The sequence below is a fragment of the Ciceribacter sp. L1K22 genome, from assembly GCF_017599385.1.
Lineage (GTDB): Bacteria > Pseudomonadota > Alphaproteobacteria > Rhizobiales > Rhizobiaceae > Allorhizobium.
The window spans coordinates 1,542,583-1,568,285 of sequence record NZ_JAGFPK010000001.1 but is presented as its reverse complement, the minus strand read 5'-3'; the positions used below and the strand labels follow the sequence as shown (position 1 = coordinate 1,568,285).

The 25,703-nt window shown below is 61.4% G+C and carries 26 protein-coding genes; 24 read left to right on the top strand and 2 right to left on the bottom strand.

What is annotated here, in order from left to right; translation table 11 throughout:
• Positions 1-2 precede the first annotated feature (2 nt).
• The 21 genes from J5J09_RS07895 (at position 3) to J5J09_RS07795 (ending at position 18,651) form a co-directional block, all read left to right on the top strand.
• Positions 3-1,436: a mechanosensitive ion channel domain-containing protein gene (locus tag J5J09_RS07895; RefSeq protein WP_208549112.1), complete on the top strand. Its 1,434-nt coding sequence runs from the start codon at positions 3-5 to the stop codon at positions 1,434-1,436.
• 108 nt (positions 1,437-1,544) lie between these two features.
• Positions 1,545-2,711 carry an alanine racemase gene (alr, locus tag J5J09_RS07890; protein ID WP_208553333.1) on the top strand — a complete coding sequence of 389 codons (1,167 nt, stop codon included), beginning with the start codon at positions 1,545-1,547 and terminating at the stop codon, positions 2,709-2,711.
• A 97-nt stretch (positions 2,712-2,808) separates the two neighbouring features.
• Positions 2,809-4,212: a DNA repair protein RadA gene (gene radA, locus J5J09_RS07885; RefSeq protein WP_208549111.1), complete on the top strand. Its 1,404-nt coding sequence runs from the start codon at positions 2,809-2,811 to the stop codon at positions 4,210-4,212.
• Between the two features lie 95 nt (positions 4,213-4,307).
• A complete protein-coding gene (locus J5J09_RS07880) occupies positions 4,308-4,919 on the top strand; it encodes a CvpA family protein (RefSeq protein ID WP_208549110.1) in 612 nt (203 codons plus the stop codon).
• 126 nt (positions 4,920-5,045) lie between these two features.
• Positions 5,046-6,539, top strand: coding sequence for an amidophosphoribosyltransferase (gene purF / locus J5J09_RS07875; RefSeq protein WP_208549109.1), 1,494 nt, complete (start codon positions 5,046-5,048; stop codon positions 6,537-6,539).
• Between the two features lie 105 nt (positions 6,540-6,644).
• Positions 6,645-7,385, top strand: a complete 741-nt coding sequence (locus J5J09_RS07870; protein ID WP_208549108.1) for an SDR family NAD(P)-dependent oxidoreductase — start codon at positions 6,645-6,647, stop codon at positions 7,383-7,385.
• 78 nt (positions 7,386-7,463) lie between these two features.
• A complete protein-coding gene (locus J5J09_RS07865; RefSeq protein ID WP_208549107.1) occupies positions 7,464-7,691 on the top strand; it encodes a DUF2188 domain-containing protein in 228 nt (75 codons plus the stop codon).
• 8 nt (positions 7,692-7,699) lie between these two features.
• Positions 7,700-8,317: a hypothetical protein gene (locus J5J09_RS07860; RefSeq protein WP_208549106.1), complete on the top strand. Its 618-nt coding sequence runs from the start codon at positions 7,700-7,702 to the stop codon at positions 8,315-8,317.
• An 83-nt stretch (positions 8,318-8,400) separates the two neighbouring features.
• The gene (locus tag J5J09_RS07855) at positions 8,401-9,279 is read left to right on the top strand and encodes a DMT family transporter (RefSeq protein ID WP_208549105.1); all 879 of its coding nucleotides are present in this window, start codon (positions 8,401-8,403) and stop codon (positions 9,277-9,279) included.
• A 77-nt stretch (positions 9,280-9,356) separates the two neighbouring features.
• Positions 9,357-9,914 (top strand): TetR/AcrR family transcriptional regulator, encoded by a 558-nt coding sequence (locus J5J09_RS07850; RefSeq protein ID WP_208549104.1) that lies wholly within the window; start codon positions 9,357-9,359, stop codon positions 9,912-9,914.
• Positions 9,914-10,258, top strand: coding sequence for an SMR family transporter (locus J5J09_RS07845; protein WP_208549103.1), 345 nt, complete (start codon positions 9,914-9,916; stop codon positions 10,256-10,258). The genes J5J09_RS07850 and J5J09_RS07845 overlap by 1 nt, the downstream gene beginning before the upstream one ends.
• Before the next feature lie 123 nt (positions 10,259-10,381).
• On the top strand, positions 10,382-10,792 hold the full coding sequence (locus J5J09_RS07840; RefSeq protein WP_246745803.1) for a hypothetical protein: 411 nt from the start codon (positions 10,382-10,384) through the stop codon (positions 10,790-10,792).
• A 211-nt stretch (positions 10,793-11,003) separates the two neighbouring features.
• On the top strand, positions 11,004-12,488 hold the full coding sequence (cysS, locus tag J5J09_RS07835) for a cysteine--tRNA ligase (RefSeq protein WP_208553328.1): 1,485 nt from the start codon (positions 11,004-11,006) through the stop codon (positions 12,486-12,488).
• Positions 12,485-12,964: a GFA family protein gene (locus J5J09_RS07830; protein ID WP_208549102.1), complete on the top strand. Its 480-nt coding sequence runs from the start codon at positions 12,485-12,487 to the stop codon at positions 12,962-12,964. Before cysS ends, J5J09_RS07830 begins: the two co-directional genes overlap by 4 nt.
• A gap of 122 nt (positions 12,965-13,086) precedes the next feature.
• Positions 13,087-13,557 (top strand): GFA family protein, encoded by a 471-nt coding sequence (locus J5J09_RS07825; protein WP_208549101.1) that lies wholly within the window; start codon positions 13,087-13,089, stop codon positions 13,555-13,557.
• Between the two features lie 63 nt (positions 13,558-13,620).
• Complete coding sequence (locus J5J09_RS07820) at positions 13,621-14,310, top strand: hypothetical protein (RefSeq protein ID WP_208549100.1); 690 nt, start codon at positions 13,621-13,623, stop codon at positions 14,308-14,310.
• Positions 14,307-15,278, top strand: coding sequence for a prolyl aminopeptidase (pip, locus tag J5J09_RS07815; RefSeq protein ID WP_208549099.1), 972 nt, complete (start codon positions 14,307-14,309; stop codon positions 15,276-15,278). The genes J5J09_RS07820 and pip overlap by 4 nt, the downstream gene beginning before the upstream one ends.
• A gap of 52 nt (positions 15,279-15,330) precedes the next feature.
• A complete protein-coding gene (gene cimA, locus J5J09_RS07810) occupies positions 15,331-16,947 on the top strand; it encodes a citramalate synthase (RefSeq protein WP_208549098.1) in 1,617 nt (538 codons plus the stop codon).
• Between the two features lie 150 nt (positions 16,948-17,097).
• Entirely contained in the window at positions 17,098-18,006 is a 909-nt protein-coding gene (gene rarD, locus J5J09_RS07805; protein ID WP_208549097.1) for an EamA family transporter RarD, read from the top strand.
• A gap of 35 nt (positions 18,007-18,041) precedes the next feature.
• On the top strand, positions 18,042-18,371 hold the full coding sequence (locus J5J09_RS07800; protein WP_208549096.1) for a DHCW motif cupin fold protein: 330 nt from the start codon (positions 18,042-18,044) through the stop codon (positions 18,369-18,371).
• Between the two features lie 133 nt (positions 18,372-18,504).
• Entirely contained in the window at positions 18,505-18,651 is a 147-nt protein-coding gene (locus J5J09_RS07795) for a hypothetical protein (protein ID WP_208549095.1), read from the top strand.
• A gap of 15 nt (positions 18,652-18,666) precedes the next feature.
• Here J5J09_RS07795 and J5J09_RS07790 read toward each other — a convergent pair whose 3' ends face one another.
• Positions 18,667-19,284 (bottom strand): TIGR00730 family Rossman fold protein, encoded by a 618-nt coding sequence (locus tag J5J09_RS07790; RefSeq protein WP_208549094.1) that lies wholly within the window; start codon positions 19,282-19,284, stop codon positions 18,667-18,669.
• 159 nt (positions 19,285-19,443) lie between these two features.
• Between J5J09_RS07790 and J5J09_RS07785 the strand changes: the two genes are divergently transcribed.
• Both J5J09_RS07785 and J5J09_RS07780 read left to right on the top strand, forming a co-directional pair.
• Entirely contained in the window at positions 19,444-21,492 is a 2,049-nt protein-coding gene (locus J5J09_RS07785; RefSeq protein WP_208549093.1) for a LysM peptidoglycan-binding domain-containing protein, read from the top strand.
• A gap of 121 nt (positions 21,493-21,613) precedes the next feature.
• On the top strand, positions 21,614-23,500 hold the full coding sequence (locus tag J5J09_RS07780; protein ID WP_208549092.1) for an ABC transporter ATP-binding protein/permease: 1,887 nt from the start codon (positions 21,614-21,616) through the stop codon (positions 23,498-23,500).
• A gap of 4 nt (positions 23,501-23,504) precedes the next feature.
• On the opposite strand, the gene J5J09_RS07775 is transcribed toward J5J09_RS07780, so the two are convergent.
• Positions 23,505-24,818: a GGDEF domain-containing protein gene (locus tag J5J09_RS07775; protein WP_208549091.1), complete on the bottom strand. Its 1,314-nt coding sequence runs from the start codon at positions 24,816-24,818 to the stop codon at positions 23,505-23,507.
• Between the two features lie 176 nt (positions 24,819-24,994).
• On the opposite strand from J5J09_RS07775, the gene J5J09_RS07770 reads away from it, so the two are divergent.
• On the top strand, positions 24,995-25,702 hold the full coding sequence (locus J5J09_RS07770) for a phosphatidylserine decarboxylase (RefSeq protein WP_348646478.1): 708 nt from the start codon (positions 24,995-24,997) through the stop codon (positions 25,700-25,702).
• Position 25,703 lies beyond the last annotated feature (1 nt).

Here is a 25,703-nt window from a genome sequence, read left to right as displayed (position 1 = left end):
CGATGATGTCGCTGGCGCTGTTTTCCATCACCGCGTTGTGCTGGCTGCTGGTGCTCACGTCGCCGGGCGAGCCCGCATTCGGCACATCGGCCCTGTTCATGATGGCGACCGGCATGAGCGCAATCTCGCTTGCGCGGTTCGTCGAGCAGATTTTCATTCTCGTGGCCGGCGGCTCGGCGCGGAGCGGCCGGTCGGATCGGCTGCACACCATGCTGTCCCTTGTGCTGTATTCCGCGGCGGTAATGTTGTGGTTGCATTACGCCTTCGACCTTGATGTTTCCGGACTTCTGGCAACATCGGCTGTCGCCACGGTGATCGTCGGTCTCGCGCTCCAGGCCACGCTCGGTAATCTTTTCACCGGCTTGTCGCTGGAAATCGAGCGCCAGTTGCGGGTCGGCGACCACATCAGTTGCGGCAGTGTGTCGGGTGAAGTCGTGGCGCTCAAATGGCGTTCAATCTTCGTGCGTACCGACAACAACAGCACCGTCGTGCTGCCGAACAGCGTACTGAGCACGGAAGCATTTGAGATCGTCCGCCGCGGGGATATGCCACGGTTGACCATCGCCTTTACCGTCGATGCAAACGTGCCGCCGATGAACGTGCTGGCCGTGATCGAGGATGAGCTGCTGAAAGGCTTTCCCGGCATTCTCGAAGAGCCGCGCCCGGATGCCACACTGCTGGGCTTTGACGCCGACAATAAATGCGTTTCCTATAGTGTGCGCTTTTCCTCGTCCGACTGGGCAGAACGCGACACGATTAAGTCACAGCTGCAGATAAGGCTCTGGTATGCGCTCTCGCGCGAAGGCATATTCATCGCCGCCCCCGCCTCCAGCAATGTGACAAACGGTCTGCCGATATCGGAAGATCTGGCGCTTCGCGGTCACCGGCGGCGTTACGGGCCCGGTGAAACGATCGATCTCGATGGTGGCGCGGCCGTCATTCTTCTCGGATCGGCGCGGGAGGAGCTTCCGCACAACGAAAATGTCGAACGAGAGCGTCTGGCGGAGCTCGTGGGCATGGAAGAAGATCCGGACGCCCCGATCCTGATGCCGGTTGCGCTTCTCGACGAGGTCGGCCAAAGCGCCACCATGGTCATAGGCCCCTACGCCCGCGAGTTGGCGGAAAGCTACGCGCGACGGACTGGCGACCCGAGATTGCTTTACCTTGCGCTTGCCAGCCACATGGAGAACGGTCCTGAGAAGACCCGCTTCCTGTCGATGGCGCCCTCCACGATCACACGGCGGCTCTCGATCGGGGCCCATGTCGGTTTCGGCCGGGCGCTTGGACTTCTCCGCGGGGAGCAGCCATTGATGACAGCAAACCGTCGCTGCGAACTGCTCTACTTCGACAGGAATACCGTCAAACAAGTCGTCGACTCCGATCTTCTCACGCTGGAGAAGTTGAAGGTGCTCGATGCGGAGCTGGCGAAGCAGTAGGCGATAACCTGCGAAATCTGGGCAAGGTCGGCCATTTCTGAATTGTTGGCCTCAACAGCGACCAAAAAGACGTGCTAGATGGGGTCTACCCTCCACTGGACCTCCCCGATGACCGACTTCGCCGCCTATCATGAACCCGAGGACGCTTTCGCCTCTGCCCCCCTCCGCCTGACCGTTCACCTCGGCGCGATTGCGGATAACTGGCATGACATGGCGAAGCGTTCGGGCAAGGCGCGCGCCGCTGCGGTGGTCAAGGCGGATGCATACGGACTGGGCATCGAGGACGTGGGGCAAACGCTCTACCATGCAGGCGCCCGCGACTTCTTCGTGGCGGTGCCCTCCGAAGGCGCAACGCTGCGCGCCTACGCGCCCGAAGCACGGATTTTCGTCCTGTGCGGGATCTGGCCGGGCCAGGAGGAAATATTCTTCGAAAACGATCTCGTGCCGGTGATCGCTTCGGAGGAGCAATTGGCGTTCTGGATGTCGGTGATCGCCGAGCGAGGCGACTATCCCTGCGCGCTGCAAATCGATACGGGCTTCAACCGGCTGGGTCTGCCGCTCGAGGATGCGCTGGCGCTCGCTGCCGACGTGTCACGTCCGGCCAGTTTCTCGCCAGTGCTCGTAATGAGCCACCTCGCCTGCGGTGACGATCCCTCGTCACCGATGAATGGACGACAGCTCCAGCTTTTCCGGCAGGTTAGCGATGCTTTCGAAGGCATTGAATCAAGTCTTTCCGCCTCCGCCGGCATCTTCCTCGGCCCGGACTACCACTTCGACCTCACCCGTCCCGGTATCGCATTGTACGGCGGAGAAGCGGTCAACGGGGTGGCCAATCCAATGCGGGCAGCGGTGAAGGCCGAAGCCCGTGTTCTTCAGGTGCGCGAGGCGAAAGCCGGAGAAACCGTCAGCTATGGCGGCACGCTCAAGCTTGCCCGTGACAGCCGACTGGCGGTCGCCTCGGTCGGCTACGCCGATGGCTGGATGCGCAACCTCTCGGGCAGCGGCGTACCTCTGAGGGAAACCGGAATAACAGGAGCAACAGGTTTCATCGCGGGGCGCAAGGTGCCCGTCGCCGGGCGCGTGACAATGGACATCACGATCTTCGATGTGACCGACGTCCCGGAAAACGCGGTGCGGGCCGGTGACTATATCGAGCTCTTCGGCTCCAATGTTTCGCTGGACGAAGCCGCTCGCGCGGCCGGCACCATCGGCTACGAGATGCTGACCGGGCTCGGGCTGCGGTACGAGCGGCTCTACGTCGACCCGGCAGAATGAACCCACGCCACCCTTGCATTGGTCGTATCGTTCCGCCTATCTGTGACGCATGATTCACATTTTGTTCCGCTCAGGAACAATGACCGAGAAGCGCGGCATGGCCAAGACCAGAACCCAATTCGTCTGCCAGAACTGTGGCACGGTGCACTCTCGCTGGGCCGGAAAGTGCGACGGCTGCGGTGAATGGAACACCATCGTCGAGGAAGACCCTATGGGCGGCATCGGCTCCGGCCCAGGCAAGGTGCCGAAGAAGGGACGCGCCGTCACCCTCACCTCTCTTTCAGGCGAGATCGAGGAAGCGCCACGCATCCCGACCGGGATGGGCGAACTTGACCGGGCAACTGGTGGCGGCTTCGTGCGCGGATCGGCGGTCTTGATCGGCGGCGATCCCGGCATCGGCAAATCGACCCTTCTGATGCAGGCGGCCGCGGCGCTGTCGCGCAAGGGCAACCGCGTGATCTACGTTTCGGGAGAAGAAGCGGTCGCGCAGGTGCGTCTTCGCGCCCAACGCCTTGGCGCGGCAGAAACGGACGTGTTGCTCGCCGCGGAAACCAATGTCGAGGATATCCTCGCCACGATCTCGGAAGGCAAGCGCCCCGATCTGGTGATCATCGACTCCATCCAGACGCTTTGGAGCGATACTGCCGATTCGGCTCCGGGAACCGTGACCCAGGTCCGGACCGGCGTGCAGGCAATGATCCGCTTCGCCAAGCAGACCGGTGCTACCATGGTGCTGGTCGGGCATGTCACGAAGGAGGGCCAGATCGCCGGACCGCGCGTGGTCGAGCACATGGTCGACGCAGTCCTCTATTTCGAGGGCGATCGCGGCCATCACTATCGCATCCTGCGCACCGTCAAGAACCGTTTCGGACCGACCGACGAGATCGGCGTGTTCGAAATGTCGGACAAGGGGCTGCGCGAGGTTGCCAATCCGTCCGAGCTTTTTCTCGGCGAACGCAACGAGAAATCGCCCGGTGCCGCGGTCTTCGCCGGCATCGAGGGGACGCGGCCCGTGCTTGTCGAGGTGCAGGCATTGGTGGCCCCGACTTCACTTGGCACGCCACGCCGCGCCGTCGTCGGATGGGACTCGTCGAGACTGGCGATGATCCTCGCTGTCCTTGAAGCGCACTGCGGAATCAGGCTCGGTCAGCACGATGTCTATCTCAACGTCGCCGGCGGCTATCGCATCTCCGAGCCGGCTGCCGATATCGCCATCGCTTCCGCACTGGTTTCATCGCTCGCCGGGCTTGCCCTGCCCGCGGATTGCGTCTATTTCGGCGAGGTCAGCCTGTCGGGCGCCGTCCGGCCGGTGGCTCACACCGCGCAACGCCTTAAAGAAGCCGAAAAGCTCGGCTTTTCCGCCTCCGTGCTGCCGGCTGCATCAGCCGACCTGCCCAAAGGTGCGATGGGACGTCTGAGCGAGATCGGGAGCCTGCCGGATCTTGTGGCGATGATTGCGGGCTCGCGGTTGCGCGCTTCCTCGGAGGCGGACGAGCATTGATCCTTGCGTCTTTCGGGACGGGAATTTAAAGGGATGGCGCCTCGCAAGCGGCGGAAAACCGGCGGCCTGCGGCCCGGACTTGGAGTTCTGAATTTATGCCCATCACGATCTTCGACGGTATTGTCATCGGCGTCGTCCTGTTTTCAGCCGTGCTCGCCATGGTGCGCGGTTTTTCGCGTGAGGTGCTGTCGATCGCCAGCTGGGTTGGTGCTGTCGCGGCGGCCTACTATCTCCACCCGTTTATCCTGCCCTACATCAAGAACTACACGACGGACGATCGGATCGCGATGGCCGGTGCCGCCGGTATCGTGTTCCTGATCGCACTGATCGTGATCTCGTTCATCACCTCCCGGATCGCCGACTTCATCATCGACAGCCGCATCGGCGCGCTGGACCGGACGCTCGGCTTCCTGTTTGGCGCGGCCCGCGGCCTGCTGCTGATCGTCGTGGCCGTTGCCTTCTGGAATTGGCTGATCGACGCGAAGCATCGCCCGACCTGGGTCAACGAAGCGAAGTCGAAGCCTTTCCTCGACGCGCTGGTCCTCAAGCTCGAAGGCGTCCTGCCCGATGACATCGAGCCGCAGTTGCGCGCCCGTATTCTCGGCAAGGAAGACGACGCGGCCGAGCCAGCTCCCGCGGAGCAGGCACCGGCCGAGTTGGCGCCGCCGACCCAGGCTCCGACCGACGCGCCGGCAGCCGGCGACTAAGGGGGATGCGGCGCGCCGCCGCGCTTCCTATATGACTGAGGCGGCGGCAGGATCGGGACAGACCGGCGCCGTCGTGTTAAGACAATTCCACCTGTTGATCTCCCGAGCGAGCAAAGGCGAACCTCGATGAACCAGAGTAATTCAGCCGTTTCCGAATGCGGTCTCGACGACGACACCCTGCATGAGGAATGCGGGGTGTTTGGCATTTTGGGCCATCCCGACGCGGCGACGCTGACGGCTCTGGGCCTGCACGCCCTGCAGCACCGGGGGCAGGAAGCGGCTGGTATCGTCTCGTTCGACGGTAAGCACTTTCACACCGAAAAACACATGGGGCTCGTTGGCGATCACTACACAGACCCGGCAACGCTCGCGAAGCTGCCCGGTGCCATGTCGATCGGCCACACCCGCTATTCCACGACCGGTGAAGTCGCGCTGCGCAACGTGCAGCCACTGTTCGCCGAGCTGGAGGAAGGCGGCATCGCCGTCGCGCACAACGGCAACTTCACCAACGGCCTGACGCTTCGCAAGCAGATCATCGCCACCGGCGCGATCTGTCAGTCGACCTCGGATACCGAAGTCGTCCTTCATCTCATCGCTCGTTCGCGGCACGCCTCGACAACCGACCGCTTTATCGATGCCATCAGGCAGATGGAAGGCGGCTATGCCATGGTGGCGCTCACCCGGACGAAACTGATCGCCGCTCGCGACCCGATCGGTATCCGTCCGCTGGTCATGGGCGAGCTCGACGGAAAGCCGATCTTCTGCTCCGAAACCTGCGCGCTCGACATCATCGGCGCCAAGTTCATCCGCGACGTGAAGAACGGCGAAGTCGTGATCTGCGAAATCCAGCCCGACGGGTCGATCAGCATCGAATCGCGCCTTCCGGCCCGCCCGCAGCCCGAGCGTCCCTGCCTTTTTGAATACGTGTACTTCGCGCGTCCCGATTCCGTCGTGGCGGGCCGCAACGTCTACCAGACGCGCAAGAATATGGGGGTGAACCTCGCCAAGGAATCGCCGCTGGAAGCAGACGTCGTCGTCCCGGTTCCGGATGGCGGCACACCCGCCGCGCTTGGCTTCGCGCAGGAGAGCGGTATCCCGTTCGAATACGGCATCATCCGCAACCACTATGTCGGCCGTACCTTCATCGAGCCGACGCAGCAGATCCGCGCCTTCGGCGTCAAGCTGAAGCACTCCGCCAACCGGGCGATGATCGAGGGCAAGCGCGTGGTGCTCGTGGATGATTCCATCGTGCGCGGCACGACCTCGGTCAAGATCGTGCAGATGATCCGCGACGCCGGAGCGAAGGAAGTGCACATCCGTGTCGCCAGCCCGATGATCTTCTATCCCGACTTCTACGGCATAGACACGCCGGACCGCGACAAGCTGCTGGCCAACCAGTATGCCGACGAAAAAGCCATGGCCGAATTCATCGGGGCCGATTCGCTCGCGTTCCTGTCGATCGACGGCCTGTACCGCGCCGTCGGCGGCGAGCCGCGCAATGCTGCGAACCCGCAGTTCACGGACCATTATTTCACGGGTGACTATCCCACCCGACTGCTGGACAAGCAGGGCGAACAGGATGTCGGCCGCAAGGTCTCGTTGCTCGCCACCACGGGCTGAGACGAAGGGAAGCATTTGCCTTCCGCATAAAACACTCTAGAAGGCTGCGGAAACGCGGCCTTCTTTTTGGCCGTCAAACGACATCTCGTGGACAGGATCGACCCAATGACGATCGACTTGAAGGGCCGTATCGCCCTGGTCACAGGCGCATCACGCGGCATCGGCTATTTCACCGCGATCGAGCTCGCCAAGGCAGGCGCCCACGTAATCGCCTGCGCCCGTACCGTTGGCGGTCTCGAGGAACTCGATGACGCGATCAAGGCGGTCGGCGGCTCGGCCACGCTCGTTCCCTTCGATCTCACCGACATGAAGGCGATCGACGCGCTCGGCGCGTCGATCCATGAGCGTTGGGGCAAGCTCGACATCCTCGTCGCCAATGCCGGGATGCTGGGCGTCATTTCACCCATTGGACACATCGAGGCGAAGGTGTTCGAGAAGGTGATGACGGTCAATGTCACCGCGACATGGCGGCTGATCCGCTCCGTCGAGCCGCTGCTCGTGAAGTCCGACCAGGGTCGCGCGCTCATCCTGTCGTCCGGCGCAGCCCACAAGTGCCGCCCGTTCTGGGGCGTCTACTCGGCCTCCAAGGCCGCCGTCGAAGCACTGGCGCGTACGTGGGCAGCCGAGACGCAGCGCCTGCCTCTCAGGATCGTATCGATCGATCCGGGTGCCACACGGACAGCGATGCGCGCCCAGGCGATGCCGGGCGAAGATCCGGATACGCTGCCGCACCCTTCCGAAGTGGCGGCAAAGCTCGTCCCGCTATGCGGTGCGCAACTGACGGAGACGGGGAAGCTGTACGTCGTCCGGGAAGACAAGCTCAAGGATTATCGTTTGCCGGAATGAGAGTGAGCTTGGGGCGACGCGGGCTCTGGTGATCTTACAGTAGATCAACTATATTGCACTATCTACGAGGATCGGAAGATGTCCAAGTCAAAAGCTCAGCATGTAGTACCTAGATCTGGTAAGTGGGGAGTTCTTACATCCGGCGCGTCGAGGGCGAGCAGCGTTCATTTGACGCAATCTGAGGCCATCGAGACCGCTAGGCAGATCGCTAAGTCTCACAAGACAGAACTCTACATTCACGGAAAGGATGGCCGCATCCGGGAGCGGAATACCTATGGAAGCGATCCGCTGCCTCCGAAGGGCTGACTCCATCCATGTTTGACAGGTCGGTCTTCATAAATTGCCCATTTGATGAAGACTATGCGCCGATACTTCAGGCGATTGCCTTTTGTGTCATATATCTCGGCTTCTCCCCTCGTCTGGCTCCGCAAAATGCCGACAATGCAGCAAATCGCCTAAGCCGGATCGAGGAAATCATCAGGACTTCAAAATACGGCATCCATGATTTGAGCCGTTGCAAAGCTTCGTCGATCGGAGAGTTCGCACGTATGAACATGCCTTTTGAACTCGGCGTTGATTACGGATGTAAACGTTTCGGCACGGGGCAATTAGCCAACAAGTCGCTACTTGTCCTTGAAGAGAGCCGTTACGATTATCAAAGGACTCTTTCCGATATAGCTGGATGGGACCTTGAGGCGCACGCTGCGGACTATCAACAAGCCATCAGAAAGGTTCGTGGGTGGCTGATACGACAAGCTGCCGCGCCCAATTTCGGCGCAACACTTATTGAAAGCAAATATGTCGTCTTTCAACAATGGTATTGGATGCGCGAATTAGCGGCAGGGGCGTCCGACGACGATATTCGCCAATATCCCACCGTGGACGTGATCGACGCGATGCAGGAGTGGATGCAAGCGGGACAACCTGCCTGAAGACGAAATATTGTCGCGCATAGGACTTGCGCTCATCGCATCTGCCTTAGAGAACATCGCATCCGAAACGTTATCAGAGTATCATGCAGCCTCGTGATATTACCGCCTATACCTTCCTCGCATTTGCCTGGGGGCTTTCCTTTCTGCTCCTTTTGAAGGTGGTTGCCGGCTTCGGCTGGATCGGGGCCGTGACGTTCCGGTGTCTGATCGCCGGGGCGCTTCTCTATGCCGCCGCGCGCCTCACGCGTCGGCGGCTCGCCTTCGAATCCAAGTGGTGGCACTACGTTGCCGTTGGCGCGACGACCGTGGCGGGGCAATTGATCGGGCTTTCCTATTCCACTCCGCTGATCGGCACCGCCATGGCCGCGATTTTCGTCGCGACGATCCCCATGTTTTCCATGGTCATCGCCCAGCTGTGGGGCATGGAGCGGATCACGCCGCCACGTGTCGCCGGCATCGGGCTCGGCACCCTCGGGATCATCATGCTGGTCGGATTTCCGGCAGTGCCGGTGGACATGACCTTCGTGCTCGGTTGTATCGGCATGGTATTTTCCACCTTCTCCGCCGCCTTCGGATCCAACTACGCTGCACGCTTTCTCACCAAAGCGAGCCCCTGGGAGGTGACGATCGGTTCGTTCTTCGCCGGCGGAGTGATGACCCTTCCGTTTCTGCTTCTCGTGCCGGTCCCGGGAACGCCGCAGCCGATCGACTATCTCTACCTTGTCTCGCTCGCTGCATTGATGAGCGCACTCACCTACGTCGTCTACTTCTGGCTTGTCGGGCGGATCGGTCCGACGCGGGCAATCAGCGTCGAGTTCGCCGTGACGGTGGTCGCGGTTCTCGTCGGTGCGTTCGTCCTGCACGAAGACCTGACGGCGATCCAGATCGTCGGCGCGGCCGTCATCATCGGTGGATGCGCAATGGTACTCGGACTCCTGCCTCTGCGACGCCGGGTCGCCTGACTGAAGTCGCAATGAAGATCGGCGCACGCGTCGCCGATTCCACTTGAAACATACCGTTCAGTTGGTATCTTTTTTCCATGAATGCACACCAGCGCAAGAAGCAGCCGGAAAAGGTTCGGCGCACCCTCCTCGATGCTGCGGCGCGGATCGCGACGCATCGCGGGATCGCCGATGTGACGGTGGATGCCGTCTGCCTTGAGGCGGGCGTAACCAAGGGCGCCTTCTTCCACCATTTTCCGAGCAAGGCGAGCCTCGTGAATGCGGTCTTTGCCGACCTTCTGGAACGTTTCGAGACGGAACTGGCGGAGCATATGGCGGCGGATATCGAACCACTCGGTCGTTTCAGCCGCGCCTATGTCGAAGCCGTTGTCGCGCCGGGAAAGGCCGGAAGCGAGCCGCTATGGGCAGCTCTTTGCCTCTCGGCGCTCACCGATGCCGAACTCCGGGCGAACTGGGGTGGATGGCTTGATGGCCAGCTTGCCTATCATGGCGAGGCCGACGATCCAGACTTACGTGTGGCGCGTCTTGCGGCCGACGGCCTCTGGCTTGCCGCCATCACCGGCACCGGCCTTTCCGACCGACAATTGAACGAAACCAAGACGCAACTGCTGGCCCTCACAAGAAAGCCATCCTGATGAGCCCCCTCGCCTTCACCTACGCCGCACTTGCCATTGCCGTCGCGTTCGAGGTCGTTGCGACGACGCTCCTGCAGCAAACGCAGCAGTTTACGCGACTGTTGCCCTCGATCGGCAGCCTGCTCTGCTACGGGATCGCCTTCTATGTGCTTTCGTTCGCTTTGAAAACCATTCCGGTCGGGATCGCCTATGCGCTCTGGAGCGGGTTTGGTATCGTCCTCGTCTCCGCGATCGGCTGGTTCGTCTTCCGCCAGAGCCTTGATATGCCTGCGGTTATCGGGCTCGCGCTGATCATCCTCGGGATCGTCATCGTCAACGTGTTTTCCAAGACAATCTCGCACTGAGCCGTCCTTTCCTCCACGACCATAATTGGGCAAAGGCAAGTCGCCGGATGGCCGCCGCGCGGCTTTCGTGCAAGAGCTATCAGCGCTGGCGACGACGCCCGCCTGTTGCTGATGGATTCGACAATGACCACTCTCCGATATGCCCTTGCCCTGCTGTCGCTGCTTTGTGCGACCGCCACCGCGCACGCTGACGACTATGCCGCGTTGAGCAACACCGCCATGTCGATCACCGGTGACATCAGCTTCGACGACTACGAGATCGTGTTCGAGAATGGCGAGAGCCTGACCTTTAAGGATCTGATCGCCGACAGCTTCGTCGTCGATGGAAACGAAGTTCCCGCCTCGGTCTACAGCATCGACAATCCCAGCTCGCCGGTCCTGCTCAACGACAACCGCCTGTGCGGCCCCGCACCCGTCACCTATCTCGCATCCTGGCTGGATGGCGACGTCACGATGGTCGCCGTCTTCGAGACGGAGGAGCCGCCGCAGAGCAATGACGACATGTGTGCGCTCTACACCTACGTCTATCCCTGAACTCGGGTTTCTCGGGCCTGTGGCTGCGCGTCCCGCCCCTTGACCAAATTCGCGACGCGCGCCATAACAGCGCCCATGAAAACGAGCCTCTGCATCATTTGCGGGATCATTATTCGCTAGCGCAAGCGCTGGCCCGGCCGTTTTCGTCTCCTGACAGACCCAGATGACAAACGACCCGGTCCAGCCGGGTACATCATTCTGGGAGTTTCACATGGCCGGCGGCCTCAAGCTTTACAACACGCTCACACGCGAGAAGGTCGACTTCGAACCGATCGACCCCGACAATGTGCGCCTGTATGTCTGCGGCCCGACCGTCTACGATTTCGCCCATATCGGCAATGCGCGTCCCGTTATCGTCTTCGACGTGCTGTTTCGTTTGCTGCGGCATCTCTACGGCGCCGACAAGGTCACCTATGTCCGCAACATCACCGACGTGGACGACAAGATCAACGCGCGGGCGCTCAGGGACTTTGGTCCGAAGATCGCCGACGGTTCGATGAGCCTCAACGAGGCGATCCGTGCCGTCACCGGCAAGACAGAGAGCCAGTTCCACGAGGACGTGGCCGCTCTCGGCTGCCTGGCGCCGACGCATGAGCCGCGTGCGACAGACAATATCGAGCAGATGAAGGTGATCATCCAGCGCCTGCTTGATACGGGCCATGCCTATGTGGCCGAGGGCTCGGAAGGGCACGAGGTGTTGTTCTCGACCGCCTCGATGGCGGATTACGGCATGCTGTCGAAGCGGAAGCTTGAGGATCAGCAGGCTGGCGCGCGCGTGGCCGTCGAAGGCCACAAGATGAACCCGGCCGATTTCGTGCTTTGGAAGCAATCGGCGGATACCGAGCCCGGCTGGGGCGCAACCTTCACCTTCGAGGGCGAGGCGCATCCGATCTATGGTCGGCCCGGCTGGCATATCGAATGCTCCGCCATGTCCGACCGCTATCTCTGGGAAGAGATCAAGGATCGTCTCTCTCCGGCGGCAAAGGCGAAGCCGCATCAGTTCGACATTCATGGTGGCGGGCTCGACCTCATCTTCCCGCACCACGAAAACGAGATCGCCCAATCCTGCTGCGCCTTCGACAACGATCTGATGGCAACGGTGTGGATGCACAACGGCTTCCTGCAGGTCGAGGGCCGCAAGATGTCGAAGTCGGAGGGCAATTTCGTCACGATCAACGAGCTGTTGGCGACGGAGAAATTCGGCGGTCGGAAATGGCCGGGCGAAGTGCTCAGGCTGGCAATGCTGATGACGCATTACCGCGAACCGATCGATTTTTCGGTGAAACGGCTGGAGGAAGCGGAGCGGTTGCTTGCAAAATGGCCTGCGGTAGAAACCGGCGGGGTCGCGCCGGATCAGAGTGTGCTGGACGCGCTCGGGGACGACCTGAACACGGTCGCCGCCGTTCAGGCCGTCCATGGCCTGGCCCAAGCTGCAAATGCCGATCCGAGCAAGGCGCCCGCATTCGCCGCCAGTGCCGCGCTGCTCGGCGTGCTTCCAAGAAAAGCGCAGGTCAGCGACGATCTCTCCGCCGCAGTTCAGGCCCTCGTCGACATGCGGCTCGAAATGCTGAAGGCGAAGAATTTCGCGGAAGCAGACAAGGTTCGCGACGAGCTTGCTGCCAAGGGCATCCAATTGAAGGACGGCAAGGACCCTGCGACCGGCGAGCGGGTGACGACGTGGGAGGTGAAGAGATGACCATCCACACCGGCGGCTGTCAGTGCGGCGCGGTCCGCTTCCGCGTCTCAGGCGAACTCAAGGACAGTTCGATCTGCCACTGCCGCATGTGCCAGAAGGCATTCGGTGCCTACTATGCTCCGCTCGTCTCGACCCGCGGCGCGGAGCTTGTCTGGACGCGTGGGGCGCCGAAGCACTTCCGGTCGTCCAACTTCGTGTCTCGCGGATTCTGCGAAAACTGCGGCACGCCGCTCACCTACGAGGCTCCGGACGGGATAGCGATTGCCGCCGGCGCTTTCGACGATCCGTCCCGCCTGCCACCGGTCGTGCAATACGGGGTCGAGCGCAAGATCGGTTTCGTCGACCGGCTGCACACGCTGCCGGAACATGTGACAATGGACGACATCGACTCGGCGCCGTTCCTGACTGACATCGTCAATTATCAGCATCCGGATCGCGACACGGATCGCTGGCCGGAGGACAAGGTCGATGGCTGAAAAGAACCCGAACACGCAGATGCCGAAGTGGCTCCTCTACGGCCTGATTGGCAAGGGTGCGCTGATTGCGCTGATCACGGCGGGTGTCGTTGCCTACGTAACGCTCGGCTGAGGAGGAGACCATGTTCGAGGGGAAATTTTCCGGAGGATGCCAGTGCGGGGCCGTGCGGTTTACGGCAACGAAGCTCGGGAGACCGTCGATCTGCCATTGTCGCATGTGCCAGAAGCAGTTCGGAAGCTTCTTCGGCGCCTTCATCACCGCCTATGACGGCGACCTTCATTTTCCGCGTCATGAGCCGAACTGGTTCCGCTCGTCCAACGTGGCCGAACGAGGCTTCTGCCATCGGTGCGGCACACCCCTCGCCTATCGGCACACAGGGGGCATCGAACTGGCTATCGGCACGCTGGACGACCCTCAGCTTTTCGAGCCGCAGGTGCAGGTCAATCATCACAAACGGCTGCCCTGGATCGATACCCTGTTCGAGAAGCCGACCTTCACCAGCACCGGCATGGAGCATCTGCATGCTTCCGTCGTCTCCCTCCAGCATCCCGATCACGACACGAAAATCTGGCCGCTGTCGGAAGAACAGTGATAGACGCATTGGAACGACGAAACATCCATCAATAAAAAGACCATGAATGGGAGGACTTGGAATTTGGCCTATGCGAACGAAAAGCTTGGATATGAACGCCCTTGGGGCTTTGCTCTGGTGGCGATCCTCGGATGCGTGGCCCTTGTCCTCGTCGATCTCCTGACGAAGCAAATCGACAGTTCTCTCTTTCGCGAGTCAGGAGGACTGGAGTTGGCCACGGCGCTGCTCTACGGATACACGGCAATCATCTGGCTGTGGACCCGGTCCGGCGATGAATGGCGCGTTCACTGGCAGGTACCCGCCGTCATGCTGCTGATGATGGGGCGCGAGTTCGATCTCGACAAGAAGCTGACATCCATCGGCTTTCTGCAAAGCAAGCTCTATTTCTCAGCCGAAGCACCGATGATGGAGCGTATCCTGGGCCTTGTCGTCATCGCCGTCACGATCACCGTCGTGGTCAGGCTGCTGCGGTACAATGCGAGGATATTCATCGAGGCTCTTCGATATCGCACGCTTTGGGCGTGGGGCGTTGTTGCGGCGGTCGCACTTGGCATCGTCTCGAAGTCTCTCGACGGCATTGATCGGAAACTCGCGCCGCTCGGTATCTCCATCGATCCTGCCCTGGCAGCCAAGGCGGCGCTGGCGGAGGAGTTCCTCGAACTGCTGATACCGCTGCTGCTTCTCGCCGCCACCCTCTCCAGTTTCATCCTCCGCCGGCTCAGCCGTCCAGCAGCGCAAAGGACTATTCAATGACCCGTGAACCCGACGATCACCTGCGCGGCTTCTACCCCGAGATTGAACCGTACGAGACAGGCTACATGGAGGTCGGTGACGGCCATACGGTTTATTGGGAGAGGGTCGGCACAAAGGGTGCAAAGCCGGCTGTCTTGCTGCATGGCGGCCCCGGCGGCACGGTGACTCCAACACAGCGGCGCGTGTTCGATCCGGCACTTTACGACGTGATCCTGTTCGACCAGCGCGGTTGCGGCAAGTCCACGCCGCATGCCTCCCTCGAGGCGAATACCACATGGCACCTCGTTGCCGACATCGAGCGACTGCGAGAGATGATGGGTGTCGATAAATGGCTCGTCTTCGGCGGCTCCTGGGGTTCGACGCTGGCGCTCGCCTATGCCGAGACCCATCCGGAACGAGTCTCCGAACTGGTGGTGCGCGGCATCTATACGCTGACGAAGGCGGAACTGCTTTGGTACTACCAGTTCGGCGTCTCCGAGATGTTCCCGGACAAGTGGGAGCGCTTCGTGGCGCCAATCCCGGAAAATGAACGCCATGACATGATGGGCGCCTACCGGAAGTACCTGACCGGCAGCGACCGCAAGAAGCAGCTGGAATGCGCCATCGCCTGGAGTACCTGGGAAGGCGAGACCATCACGCTCCTACCGAACCCGGATTATGCCGCTCATTTCGGTGAGGACGAGTTCGCGATCGCGTTCGCCCGCATCGAGAACCACTTCTTCGTCAATGCCGGCTGGCTGGAGGAAGGGCAATTGCTGCGCGATGCCTGGAAGCTCAAGGATATTCCAGGCGTCATCGTGCATGGCCGCTACGACATGCCCTGCCCCGCCAAATATGCGTGGCAGTTGCACAAAGCGTGGCCAAAAGCGGATTTCCACCTGATCGAGGGCGCCGGACATGCCTTCCTGGAACCGGGGATCCTCGACAAGCTGATCCGTGCGACGGACCGGTTTGCCGGGAAGCAATGATGATGGCGCCCAAGGCGCTCCCAAGACTGCCGTTTGCTTTTAGGATTGCAGCATGACACGCGAAAAGATCTACCTCTTCGACACGACGCTCCGGGACGGTCAGCAGACCCCCGGCATCGACTTTTCCGTCGAGGACAAGATCGCGATCGCGGCGATGCTCGACAGTTTCGGCATCGACTATGTCGAGGGCGGCTATCCGGGCGCCAACCCGACCGACACGGCTTTCTTCGCGAAAAAGCGGACGGAGAAGGCCGCTTTTGTGGCTTTCGGGATGACCAAGCGCACCGGCATCTCTGCCTCGAACGATCCCGGCCTCGCCGAACTCTTGCAGTCTAAGTCCGACGCAATCTGTTTCGTCGCCAAGAGCTGGGACTATCACGTGAAGGTCGCGCTCGGCTGCACCAACGAGGAGAACCTCGCATCGATCCGTGACAGCGTCGAGGCGGCGACCGCCGCCGGCAAGATGACGATGGTCGATTGCGAACATTTTTTCGACGGCTACAAGGCCAATCCGGACTATGCGTTGGCCTGCGCCAAGGCAGCCCATGACGCCGGCGCCCGCTGGGTTGTGCTGTGCGACACCAATGGCGGCACGCAGCCGCCGGAAATCCGCGAGATCGTCGCTGCGGTGATCGCCGCAGGCGTGCCGGGCTCTTCGCTCGGCATCCACGCCCACAACGATACCGGACAGGCGGTCGCCAACTCGCTCGCGGCGGTCGAGGCCGGTGTACGGCAGATCCAGGGGACGCTCAACGGTATCGGCGAGCGCTGCGGCAATGCCAACCTCGTGACGCTGATCCCGACGCTATGCCTGAAAGAGAGCTATTCTTCCCGCTTTGAGACCTCTATCGACACGGAAAAGCTTGTGGATCTCACGCGGCTTTCGCACGCGTTCGACGAGTTGCTGAACCGTTCGCCGGACCATCAGGCGCCCTATGTCGGCGCCTCCGCCTTCGCGACAAAGGCCGGCATTCACGCTTCGGCGCTCCTGAAGGATCCCCGCACCTACGAGCACGTCACGCCGGAGAGTGTAGGCAATTTCCGCAAGGTCATGGTCTCCGACCAGGGCGGCAAGGCGAACTTCATCAACGCGTTGAAGCGCCGCGGTATCGAGGTCGACAAGAACGATCCCAGACTCGACAAGCTGATCTCGATCGTGAAGGAGCGGGAGGCGTCCGGCTATGCCTACGAGGGAGCAGATGCGAGCTTCGAACTCCTGGCACGCCGCACGCTTGGCTCAGTGCCCGAGTTCTTCGGCATCGAGGGCTTCCGCGTCATGGTCGAGCGCCGTTTCGACGCCAATGGCCAGTTGAAGACCGTTTCCGAAGCCGTCGTCAAACTTGAGATCGACGGCCAGCGTATCATGTCGGTCGCGGAAGGCGACGGTCCCGTCAACGCGCTCGACCTGGCTCTGCGCAAGGATCTCGGCAAGTACCAGAACGAGATCGACGACCTCGAACTCGTCGACTTCAAGGTGCGCATCCTGAACGGCGGCACGGAGGCGATCACGCGGGTGCTGATCGAATCGACCGACGCCACCGGCGTGCGCTGGTGGACCGTCGGCGTCTCGGAAAACATCATCGACGCATCGTTCCAGGCGCTGATGGATTCGATCGTCTACAAGCTGATGAAGAACCGCAGCCTCGCAGGCAAGATCGCGGCGGAGTGAAACGTCGAACAGTCATTCGCCGCAACGCATAGCCGCCTGTACGATCGCAGGACGCCTCAACTTACGGAAGCAATGCTTCACCGGAATGAATTTGTTCATTTCTCCGGCGTGGGTTATCGCTCGCCTAAATAATAAAACGAGGAAACAATCATGGCGAATAGCGACGCGGTGGCGGTGCCCAAGAACGAGGATACGCCGCGCGGCTTCGCGTTCGGGTTGACGGCGTATTTCCTGTGGGGTTTCCTGCCGCTCTACATGAAGGCGGTCGCGCACATCTCTCCGGTCGAGGTGATTGCGCACCGCATTCTGTGGTCGTTGCCGATTGCGGGCGTTGTTCTGCTCATCCTCGGGCGCACCGCCGACGTCAAGCGGGCGCTTCGGTCTCCCCGTACGCTGCTGATGGCAGGACTCACCGCCGCGCTGATCAGTGTCAACTGGGGCATTTATGTCTGGGCGATCGGGGCGGGCCGCGCGCTCGATACGGCGCTGGGCTACTTCATCAATCCGCTATTTTCGATTTTTCTGGGCGCGGTGCTGCTGAAAGAACCGTTGAAGCCGGCCCAGATCGCCGCAATCGCTCTGGCCGCGATCGCCGTCGCGATTCTGACAATCGAGGCTGGGACCCTGCCCTGGGTCGCTCTAGCCCTGACGTTCTCCTGGGGGTTCTACGCCTTCTTCCGCAAGACGCTGCCGGTCGGCCCCAACCAGGGCTTCTTTCTGGAGGTGCTCCTGCTGACGCCGGTAGCCCTTGGCATCATGGCCTACATGCAGGCCAGCGGAAAGGCGCACTTCCTGTCCAACAACCATGACACGCTGCTGCTCCTGGCAAGCGGGATCATCACCGCCGGCCCGCTGATGATCTACGCGAACGGCGCCAAGCTGCTCCGGCTGTCGACAATCGGAATCATGCAGTACATCGCGCCGACCATGATTTTCCTGATCGCCGTCTTCATCTTCAAGGAGCCGTTCGGCACCGCGCGGGCGATTGCCTTTCCCCTGATCTGGGCGGCGCTCGTGATCTATTCGTGGCCGATGCTGCGCGCCCTGCGGAAGACCTGAGGCAAACAACGCACCGAACCGGGGAGGCTGGCGCCATGAAAATGACAGATATTCCGTTCGGTACGACCGACTGGAGCGAGGTCGAGCCCACACAACATGCCGGCGAAACAGGTACCGCTTCGTGGCGTACACTGCATTTCGGCGATATCCGTGTTCGTATGGTGGAATATACGCCCGGCTATCTTGCGGACCACTGGTGCGTGAAGGGGCACATTCTCTTCTGCATCTCCGGCGAGCTTACCACAGAGCTTGAAGACGGCCGCGTCTTCGTGCTGAAGCCCGGCATGAGCTATCAGGTCGCCGACAATGCGGAGCCTCACCGATCCTCGACACAGGTCGGAGCCGTGCTTTTCGTCGTCGACTAACTCCAGCCGACGTCAGGCAGACACGTCTCCAGATGGGATAACACCCGGACGAACTAGGCGTTGCGGGTTGCCGACTGCGCTAATATAAGCGCAGTTCAAGTCAGAACAGCGATTTGCAAGGAGACGTGCCAGAGTGTCGAACGTCGTCGAGTTCAAGCGTCCCCCGAAACCGGAAGAGCCGAAGCCACCGAATCCGAAGCGAACCAGGTTGCTTGTCATCCTCGGCGTGATCGCAGCACTCGTCGCCGCCTGGGCCTATTTCCAGTATCTGGGTGGCTGAGCGCTCTACCGGCGTTCAAAGCCGTGCGATGACTTCGTCCATACCCTCTGGATCGGAGACCGATTGCCATTTGTCGACGATTGCAGGAACGATTTCCTCGACATTGTCGACCACCATCGGCTGAACGCGGTGCGCGGTGTGAATGAACCCCTGCGAGCGCATGTGGCTGACCAGTTCCAGCATCGGATCCCAGAACCCGTTTACGTTGGCGAAGACCATCGGCTTCTCATGACGGCCGAGCTGCGCCCAGGTCATGATCTCGACGATCTCTTCCAATGTCCCTATCCCACCCGGCAGGGTCACGAAGGCGTCGGCGCGCTCGAACATCTTGTGCTTGCGTTCGTGCATGTCCTTCGTCACGATAAGCTCGTTGAGCTGGCCGAGCGAATGGCGGGTTGCTTCCATGTCCATCAGGAACTCCGGGATGATCCCGGTGACCTGACCGCCGTTGGAGAGCACACCGGCGGCAACGGCGCCCATGATCCCTTTCGTGCCTCCGCCGTAGACAAGCCGCAGCCCGTGGACAGCGATAGAGCGACCGAGGGCTCTTCCGGCGGCCATGTGGGCGGGATCACGTCCGGGTTGAGAGCCACAGTAAACGCAGATTGATTTCACGGATGTATTTTCGAGCATGGAAATCAACAGACTACGTTCGCGCTTTCACGTCAACAAAATTGACGGAAAACCCTGTTTACGAGTGGTGCCAGAGGCCGAGAATGCTTGTGCATCCGGAAGGATAACGCTAGCAATTCGAAGGGGAAATGGCGGCTTTTCCGCCCGGAGAGATGGATTATGAAAAACCGTGCCGGCTGGCTGGCTCTGTTGGTGCTCGTGATCGCGACGCTGCTGATGGTATTTTTTGTCATACCTCGGATATCCGAGCCGGAGCAGGAGGCAACAGCACCAATTGCACCGCCAATCGAGACGACAATTTCAGACGGCTCGGCGGCACTCGAGAAGATGGGACGGCTTGTCACCACGGCAACGTCATCGGTGGAAGGTCTGTCTGGCCTGTTCGCCGATGGAAAGACACCAACGACCGAAGCATTCGCAGCCGCAAGGGGAACCGCAGAAAGCGCCGTTTCGGCTCTCGCGGCACTCGAAATACCCGAAGCTCTGGACGCGGCGATCAAAGAGCAGATGACGACTGTCCGCGGTTACGCCGAGGAAACGCTTTCGCTCCTCCGCAACCTGCCCACCGACCCGCAGCAGGCAGCCTCTGCCATTGCTGGAATCGTCAGCGCGCTGAAGGGTGAGGAAGCGCCTTCGCCGACGCCCGACGCTCCTGCGCCTGCGGAGGCGACACCTGCTGCCGAGCAGCCTGCAGCCGACGCCAACTCCGCCTCCATCATGCCCAAGTTCGACGTTCTTCGCGTTGAACCGGATGGCTCGACCGTTATCGCCGGAAATGCTGCCCCTGGCGCGAAAATCGAGGTTCTGAACGGAGAAACCGTTATCGCGTCCGTTGAAGCCGGCCCGAGCGGAGACTTTGCGGCCGTGCTCGACACACCCCTGCCTCCAGGAGACCACGCCCTTGCGCTGCGCTCCACCGGCGCTGATGGCACTCCCGTCGTCTCCGAGGAGGTCGCCAGCGTTTTGGTGCCGGCCTCGCCCGACGGCAAGCTCCTGGCTATGGTGAGCAAGCCCGGCGAACCCAGCCGCATCGTGACAATGCCCGAAACCGTGAACGAAGCCGATAAGCAGCCGCGCGTCGCCGCGGAAGATCCATCCTCGGCATTACCGGACTTGCCGGCCGCATCCACCGCGCTGACAGCCGCGCCGCCGATTGGAGCCGACGCTGCCGCGGGGACGGAAAGCGCTGTTTCCACTGACATTGCGACGGCTGAGACAGTCACGGAAAAGATCCAGGTTACGGCGGTCGAAATCGAGAATGACCGCATCTTCATTGCGGGGACCGCCTCAACGAAAGGTACGGTTCGCGCGCTCGTGAACGAGCAGGCCGTGGGCGAAGCGGCAATCGATGGTGCCGGCAACTTTGTCGTGGAGGGGCAGATGGCGCTTGCGGTCGGCGCCCACACGATACGGGTCGAACTGGTGGGTGCCGACGGCAACATCATCGTCGCCGCCTCGGTACCGTTCAACCGGCCGGAGGGGTCTCAGGTTGCGGTCGTCGCGCCGCCGGCCGATGCCGCCAACGGAACGATGGTGCCGCTGGAGCGTGGCGCGTTTGACAAGCAACGCGACACGCTGGCCAAGGCCTTCGGAATCCTTCAGTCGCTGTTCGCTGACAATGGCAAGCCATCCATGGATGATGTCGCAGCGGCGCGGTCGTCAACGGAAATCGCGCTTGGCGCCCTCGCCGACTTCCGCCTGTCGGACGGTGCGTCCGCACCGCTGACGGACGCTGTCGGCAAAACGGCAGCTGCTGCGAAGACTGCGCTAGCCACGATCCAGGCGCTGCCGCGAGACGTCGAGGCGGTGCGTGAAGCTATGCCGCGGCTGGCGTCGTTGATCGATGCCGTGCTCAAGGCCGCGCCCGCTTTGCCGACAGAGGCTGAACCGATCGCGCAGCAAGCAACCGAGACACCCGCAGCGTCCGAGCCCGCTATTGCCGAGTCGTCGTCGCCGACGATCAAGCAGGCTCCGCTTGAGGCGAGCGACAACAGCGTCATCATCCGCCGGGGTGACACGTTGTGGCAGATCTCGCGCCGCGTCTATGGTCAGGGGGTGCGCTACACGACCATTTACCTCGCCAACGAGGATCAGATTATCAATCCCGACCTGATCGAACCGGGGCAGATCTTCAAGGTGCCGACGGATGCCCTGCCGAATGCGGAAGAGATACACCGCAAGCGTCTGAGGGGCCAACCATTGAACTGACACGAACAGTGTGTTCGGGGACGGCCCGTTGTCTTGAGCCGCCGGAAACTCTATTTGCGTCTTAACGGCGGTCCCGAAAGGACCGCCGGCCTTTTTTATGCAAAGCGTCCGGGGCAACAGCATGGCAGACAAAAAGAAGACCGTTTCGGCTGACGACAGCAATCCGCTCGGCACGCTCGTCAACCTGTGGCCCTATATGTGGCCCGAAGGCCGCTTCGACTTGAAGATGCGCGTGGTTTGGGCGACCGTCTTCCTGATCGCATCGAAGTTCGTGCTGATCCTCGTGCCCTACTTCTTCAAATGGGCGACCGATGCGCTCGATGGAAAGCTGGACATGGTCGGGCTGCTGCCGGCGTTCCTGCTCGGTGCCGTCGCGCTCGTGATCTTCTACAATCTCACCCGCATTTTGCAGGTGGGTCTCAATCAGTTGCGAGATGCGCTGTTTGCGAGTGTCGGACAGCATGCCGTGCGGCAGCTGGCCTACAAGACGTTCGTTCACATGCACCAGCTGTCGCTGCGCTTTCACCTCGAACGCAAGACCGGCGGGCTTTCGCGAATCATCGAGCGCGGTACGAAGGGCATCGAAACGATCGTCCGTTTCACCATCCTCAACACTGTGCCGACCCTTATAGAGTTCCTGCTGACAGCCGTAATCTTCTGGTGGACCTACGGCTTTTCGTATCTTGCGGTCACCGCCTTTACCGTATGGGCCTATATCTGGTTCACCATCCGCGCGTCCGACTGGCGCATCGGCATCCGTCGCGCCATGAACGACAGCGACACCGACGCTAATACCAAGGCGATCGACTCGCTGCTGAACTTCGAAACCGTGAAGTATTTCGGCAATGAGGAAATGGAGGCGAAGCGGTTCGACTCGTCGATGGAGCGTTATGAGAAGGCCGCCACTCAGGTGTGGACGTCACTCGGCTGGCTGAACTTCGGTCAGGGCGTGATCTTCGGTGTCGGCACGGCCGTTATCATGGTCATGTCCGCGCTCGCGGTTCGCAATGGCACGCAGACGATCGGCGACTTCGTGTTCGTCAACGCCATGCTGATGCAGCTGTCGATCCCGCTCAACTTCATCGGCTTCGTATACCGCGAAATCCGCCAGGGTCTGACGGACATCGAGGAGATGTTCGATCTCCTTCAGGTCAGGCCCGAGGTGGTCGACAAGGACGACGCAAGGCCGCTTGTGATCGCCCAGGGCGCGATCACATTCAAGGACGTGCATTTCAGCTATGACCCCGAGCGGCCGATCCTGAAGGGTGTCTCGTTCGAGGTCCCGGCCGGAAAGACGGTTGCGGTGGTCGGACCGTCCGGTGCCGGCAAGTCGACCATCTCGCGCCTGCTCTACCGTTTCTACGATATCCAGAGCGGGTCGATCACGATTGACGGTCAGGAGGTTCGCGACGTGACGCAGCAATCCCTTCGTGCGGCGATCGGCATGGTTCCGCAGGACACCGTTCTCTTCAACGACACCGTCGCCTACAACATCCGCTATGGCCGACCCGACGCTTCAGAGGCCGATATCGAGCAGGCCGCCGAAGTCGCACAGATCGCCAACTTCATCCGCGAACTGCCGCAGGGCTATAAGACGATGGTCGGTGAACGCGGCCTTAAGCTGTCTGGCGGCGAAAAGCAGCGCGTGGCAATCGCGCGGACGGTTCTCAAAGCACCGCCGATCCTTATCCTAGACGAAGCGACGTCCGCGCTCGACACGACCACAGAGCACGAAATCCAGTCGGCGCTCGACGTGGTATCGAAAAACCGGACGACGCTCGTCATCGCCCACAGGCTGTCGACCGTCGTCGGTGCCGACGAGATCATCGTGCTGAAGGGCGGGGAGATTGCCGAGCGCGGGACCCATGCCCAGTTGCTCGAACACGACGGGCTCTACGCATCCATGTGGAACCGTCAGCGCGAAGCGACCGAGGCAGAGGAACATCTGCGGCAGGTCAGGGAAAGCGACGATATCGGCATCATTGTCCGCAAGCCGCCGGCCAACTAGAGCTTCAGGCAGCTCGCATCAGCTGGTTTCGACCAGCATTCTTGGCGCGATAAAGCGCCAGGTCGGCGCGCTTCAAACCTTCTGAAGGCGCTTCCCGCTGCGGGTCAAACCCGGCTACGCCGATGCTGATCGTGACACCGATCGGGGTCCCATCGGCATCGATGTTGATCTCCGCGATGTTCTGGCGGAGGCTCTCGAGATGCGCCGATGCCGCAGCGGGCGAGAGCCCCGGCAGCAGCGCGTAAAACTCCTCGCCGCCGGCCCGGGCAACGATCCCAATATCTTCGAAGGCTGCTTTCATTTCCGCGGCAACGCGTCGGAGCACTTCGTCACCCACGGCATGACCGCAGCCATCATTGATCGCCTTGAAGTGATCTATGTCCATCACTGCGATAGATGTCGGCGCGAACGCCTCAGGGGTTGCCGGCGTCAAGGCGCTTGCATAGTCGAAGAATTTCCGACGGTTATAGAGATCCGTCAGGGGATCCCGTTCAGCGGCGCGCTTCAGATCGCGCTCGAGCATCTTACGGTCTGTGATATCCAGCATCGCACCGGCGATGCCCCTGACCCCACCCTGACCATCGACGATGACCGCCTTGTGGAAGCTGACATCGCGCCGCAACTCGGCATCCCGGCAGACCTGCCCCTCGTAGACCTGGACACCGCCGCGCTCAATCAAAGCCCGATCAGCCTCTTCATAGGCGGCGGCGAGCTCAGGCGGAGCGATCTCCCAGACGGTGCGGCCAATGATTTCCTCCGACGGTCGACCGATAAAGGCCTCGAACGCGGTGTTGCACCCGACATAGACGCCCCGCCCGTTCTTGAAGAAGATCGGCGTCGGCAGGTTGTCGATACAGGCCTGCAAATATTCGCGCTCAAGATCCTGCCTTTGGCGATGGGCATACGACACTTTCCGGTCCGCGAGGACGCGGCGGCCGCGTGCCAGAGCGGCCCTCAGACCGTCCTCGTCGCCAATGAACACGGCATCGTCCAGACCGCTGTCGATGAGCGCCGACAGCATGCCTCGACTTCCTTCATCATCGACGATCCCCACGAGATAGGCCTCGGAGCCGACGGTGCGGCGGATGGTCCCAGCCGTCCCGCCGTTTCCCGTATTCGCCACGTCCAAGAGGCAGATCTCCGGCGCAGCCAGCGGCGAACGCACGACCGTCATCACCCCGACCGTCGCTTCCAACACCGCTGGCGGCGCGGCCGCCCGGCTGGAGTACCAGACGATCTGCGGCATATCGGGACGGACGGGTAACCCAGGCACCGGCATCGGGATGGCGAACCTCTCTGTTCTCGTTTCGGGCGCCATGAAATTGGCCCGAAGAGCATTACCATGGAGGTAACTGTTACACCCATCCAGCGGACCTTTTTCGGTGTCGGCTGATTGTGGTGAACGTGCCGTTAAAGGCCAGTGGCACGGAACGACTGCGGCATTGCCCCGCGACAACTTTCCCTGTAGTCAGGCCTCGATACAAGCAATGGAGAATAGGGTTCATGAGCCTGCTCGACAGCATCCGCAGCACGATCGTTCCCGTCCACAAGGAAGGCTATCCGTTCGTCGCCGCGTTCCTTGCCGGATCGTTCCTGCTCGGCTGGATCGCGGAACCGCTGTTCTGGATCGGCCTGATCCTGACCGCCTGGTGCGCCTACTTCTTCCGCGATCCGGAGCGCGTGACGCCGCAGGACACCGATCTGGTGATCAGCCCCGCCGACGGCCGGGTCTCGTCGATCCAGATGGTCACTCCGCCGGAAGAACTCCATCTCGGCACCCAGCCGATGCTGCGGATTTCGGTCTTCATGAACGTCTTCAACTGCCATGTGAACCGCGCGCCCATGCGCGGCCGCATCTCCAACATCGTCTACCGCGAGGGCAGCTTTCTCAACGCCGAACTCGACAAGGCCAGCCAGGAAAACGAACGCAACGGCCTCGTCATCGAAACCGTTCACGGCAATATCGGCGTCGTGCAGATCGCCGGCCTGGTCGCCCGCCGGATCGTCTGCTGGTCCAACCCGTCCGACGCGGTCGAGGCAGGCGAGCGCTTCGGGTTGATCCGCTTCGGCTCGCGCCTCGATGTGTTTTTGCCAGCCGGTGCGGAACCACGCGTCTCGCTCGGCCAGACCGCGATTGCCGGCGAAACCGTACTTGCCGAGTTCGGCTCCGCGAAGGGACCGGTCCTCAGCCGCCGCAGCTGAC

What these genes read in the sequence shown, in the direction of transcription:
- rarD (WP_208549097.1), top strand. Translation starts at nt 17,098, where the DNA reads ATGGCGAATAGCGACGCGGTGGCGGTGCCCAAGAACGAGGATACGCCG.
- radA (WP_208549111.1), top strand. Translation starts at nt 2,809, where the DNA reads ATGGCCAAGACCAGAACCCAATTCGTCTGCCAGAACTGTGGCACGGTG.
- J5J09_RS07830 (WP_208549102.1), top strand. Translation starts at nt 12,485, where the DNA reads ATGACCATCCACACCGGCGGCTGTCAGTGCGGCGCGGTCCGCTTCCGC.
- J5J09_RS07800 (WP_208549096.1), top strand. Translation starts at nt 18,042, where the DNA reads ATGAAAATGACAGATATTCCGTTCGGTACGACCGACTGGAGCGAGGTC.
- J5J09_RS07855 (WP_208549105.1), top strand. Translation starts at nt 8,401, where the DNA reads ATGCAGCCTCGTGATATTACCGCCTATACCTTCCTCGCATTTGCCTGG.
- cimA (WP_208549098.1), top strand. Translation starts at nt 15,331, where the DNA reads ATGACACGCGAAAAGATCTACCTCTTCGACACGACGCTCCGGGACGGT.
- J5J09_RS07870 (WP_208549108.1), top strand. Translation starts at nt 6,645, where the DNA reads ATGACGATCGACTTGAAGGGCCGTATCGCCCTGGTCACAGGCGCATCA.
- pip (WP_208549099.1), top strand. Translation starts at nt 14,307, where the DNA reads ATGACCCGTGAACCCGACGATCACCTGCGCGGCTTCTACCCCGAGATT.
- J5J09_RS07775 (WP_208549091.1), bottom strand. Translation starts at nt 24,818, where the DNA reads ATGGCGCCCGAAACGAGAACAGAGAGGTTCGCCATCCCGATGCCGGTG.
- J5J09_RS07860 (WP_208549106.1), top strand. Translation starts at nt 7,700, where the DNA reads ATGTTTGACAGGTCGGTCTTCATAAATTGCCCATTTGATGAAGACTAT.
- J5J09_RS07845 (WP_208549103.1), top strand. Translation starts at nt 9,914, where the DNA reads ATGAGCCCCCTCGCCTTCACCTACGCCGCACTTGCCATTGCCGTCGCG.
- J5J09_RS07880 (WP_208549110.1), top strand. Translation starts at nt 4,308, where the DNA reads ATGCCCATCACGATCTTCGACGGTATTGTCATCGGCGTCGTCCTGTTT.
- J5J09_RS07895 (WP_208549112.1), top strand. Translation starts at nt 3, where the DNA reads ATGATGTCGCTGGCGCTGTTTTCCATCACCGCGTTGTGCTGGCTGCTG.
- cysS (WP_208553328.1), top strand. Translation starts at nt 11,004, where the DNA reads ATGGCCGGCGGCCTCAAGCTTTACAACACGCTCACACGCGAGAAGGTC.
- J5J09_RS07785 (WP_208549093.1), top strand. Translation starts at nt 19,444, where the DNA reads ATGAAAAACCGTGCCGGCTGGCTGGCTCTGTTGGTGCTCGTGATCGCG.
- J5J09_RS07840 (WP_246745803.1), top strand. Translation starts at nt 10,382, where the DNA reads ATGACCACTCTCCGATATGCCCTTGCCCTGCTGTCGCTGCTTTGTGCG.
- J5J09_RS07790 (WP_208549094.1), bottom strand. Translation starts at nt 19,284, where the DNA reads ATGCTCGAAAATACATCCGTGAAATCAATCTGCGTTTACTGTGGCTCT.
- purF (WP_208549109.1), top strand. Translation starts at nt 5,046, where the DNA reads ATGAACCAGAGTAATTCAGCCGTTTCCGAATGCGGTCTCGACGACGAC.
- J5J09_RS07780 (WP_208549092.1), top strand. Translation starts at nt 21,614, where the DNA reads ATGGCAGACAAAAAGAAGACCGTTTCGGCTGACGACAGCAATCCGCTC.
- J5J09_RS07865 (WP_208549107.1), top strand. Translation starts at nt 7,464, where the DNA reads ATGTCCAAGTCAAAAGCTCAGCATGTAGTACCTAGATCTGGTAAGTGG.
- J5J09_RS07825 (WP_208549101.1), top strand. Translation starts at nt 13,087, where the DNA reads ATGTTCGAGGGGAAATTTTCCGGAGGATGCCAGTGCGGGGCCGTGCGG.
- alr (WP_208553333.1), top strand. Translation starts at nt 1,545, where the DNA reads ATGACCGACTTCGCCGCCTATCATGAACCCGAGGACGCTTTCGCCTCT.
- J5J09_RS07850 (WP_208549104.1), top strand. Translation starts at nt 9,357, where the DNA reads ATGAATGCACACCAGCGCAAGAAGCAGCCGGAAAAGGTTCGGCGCACC.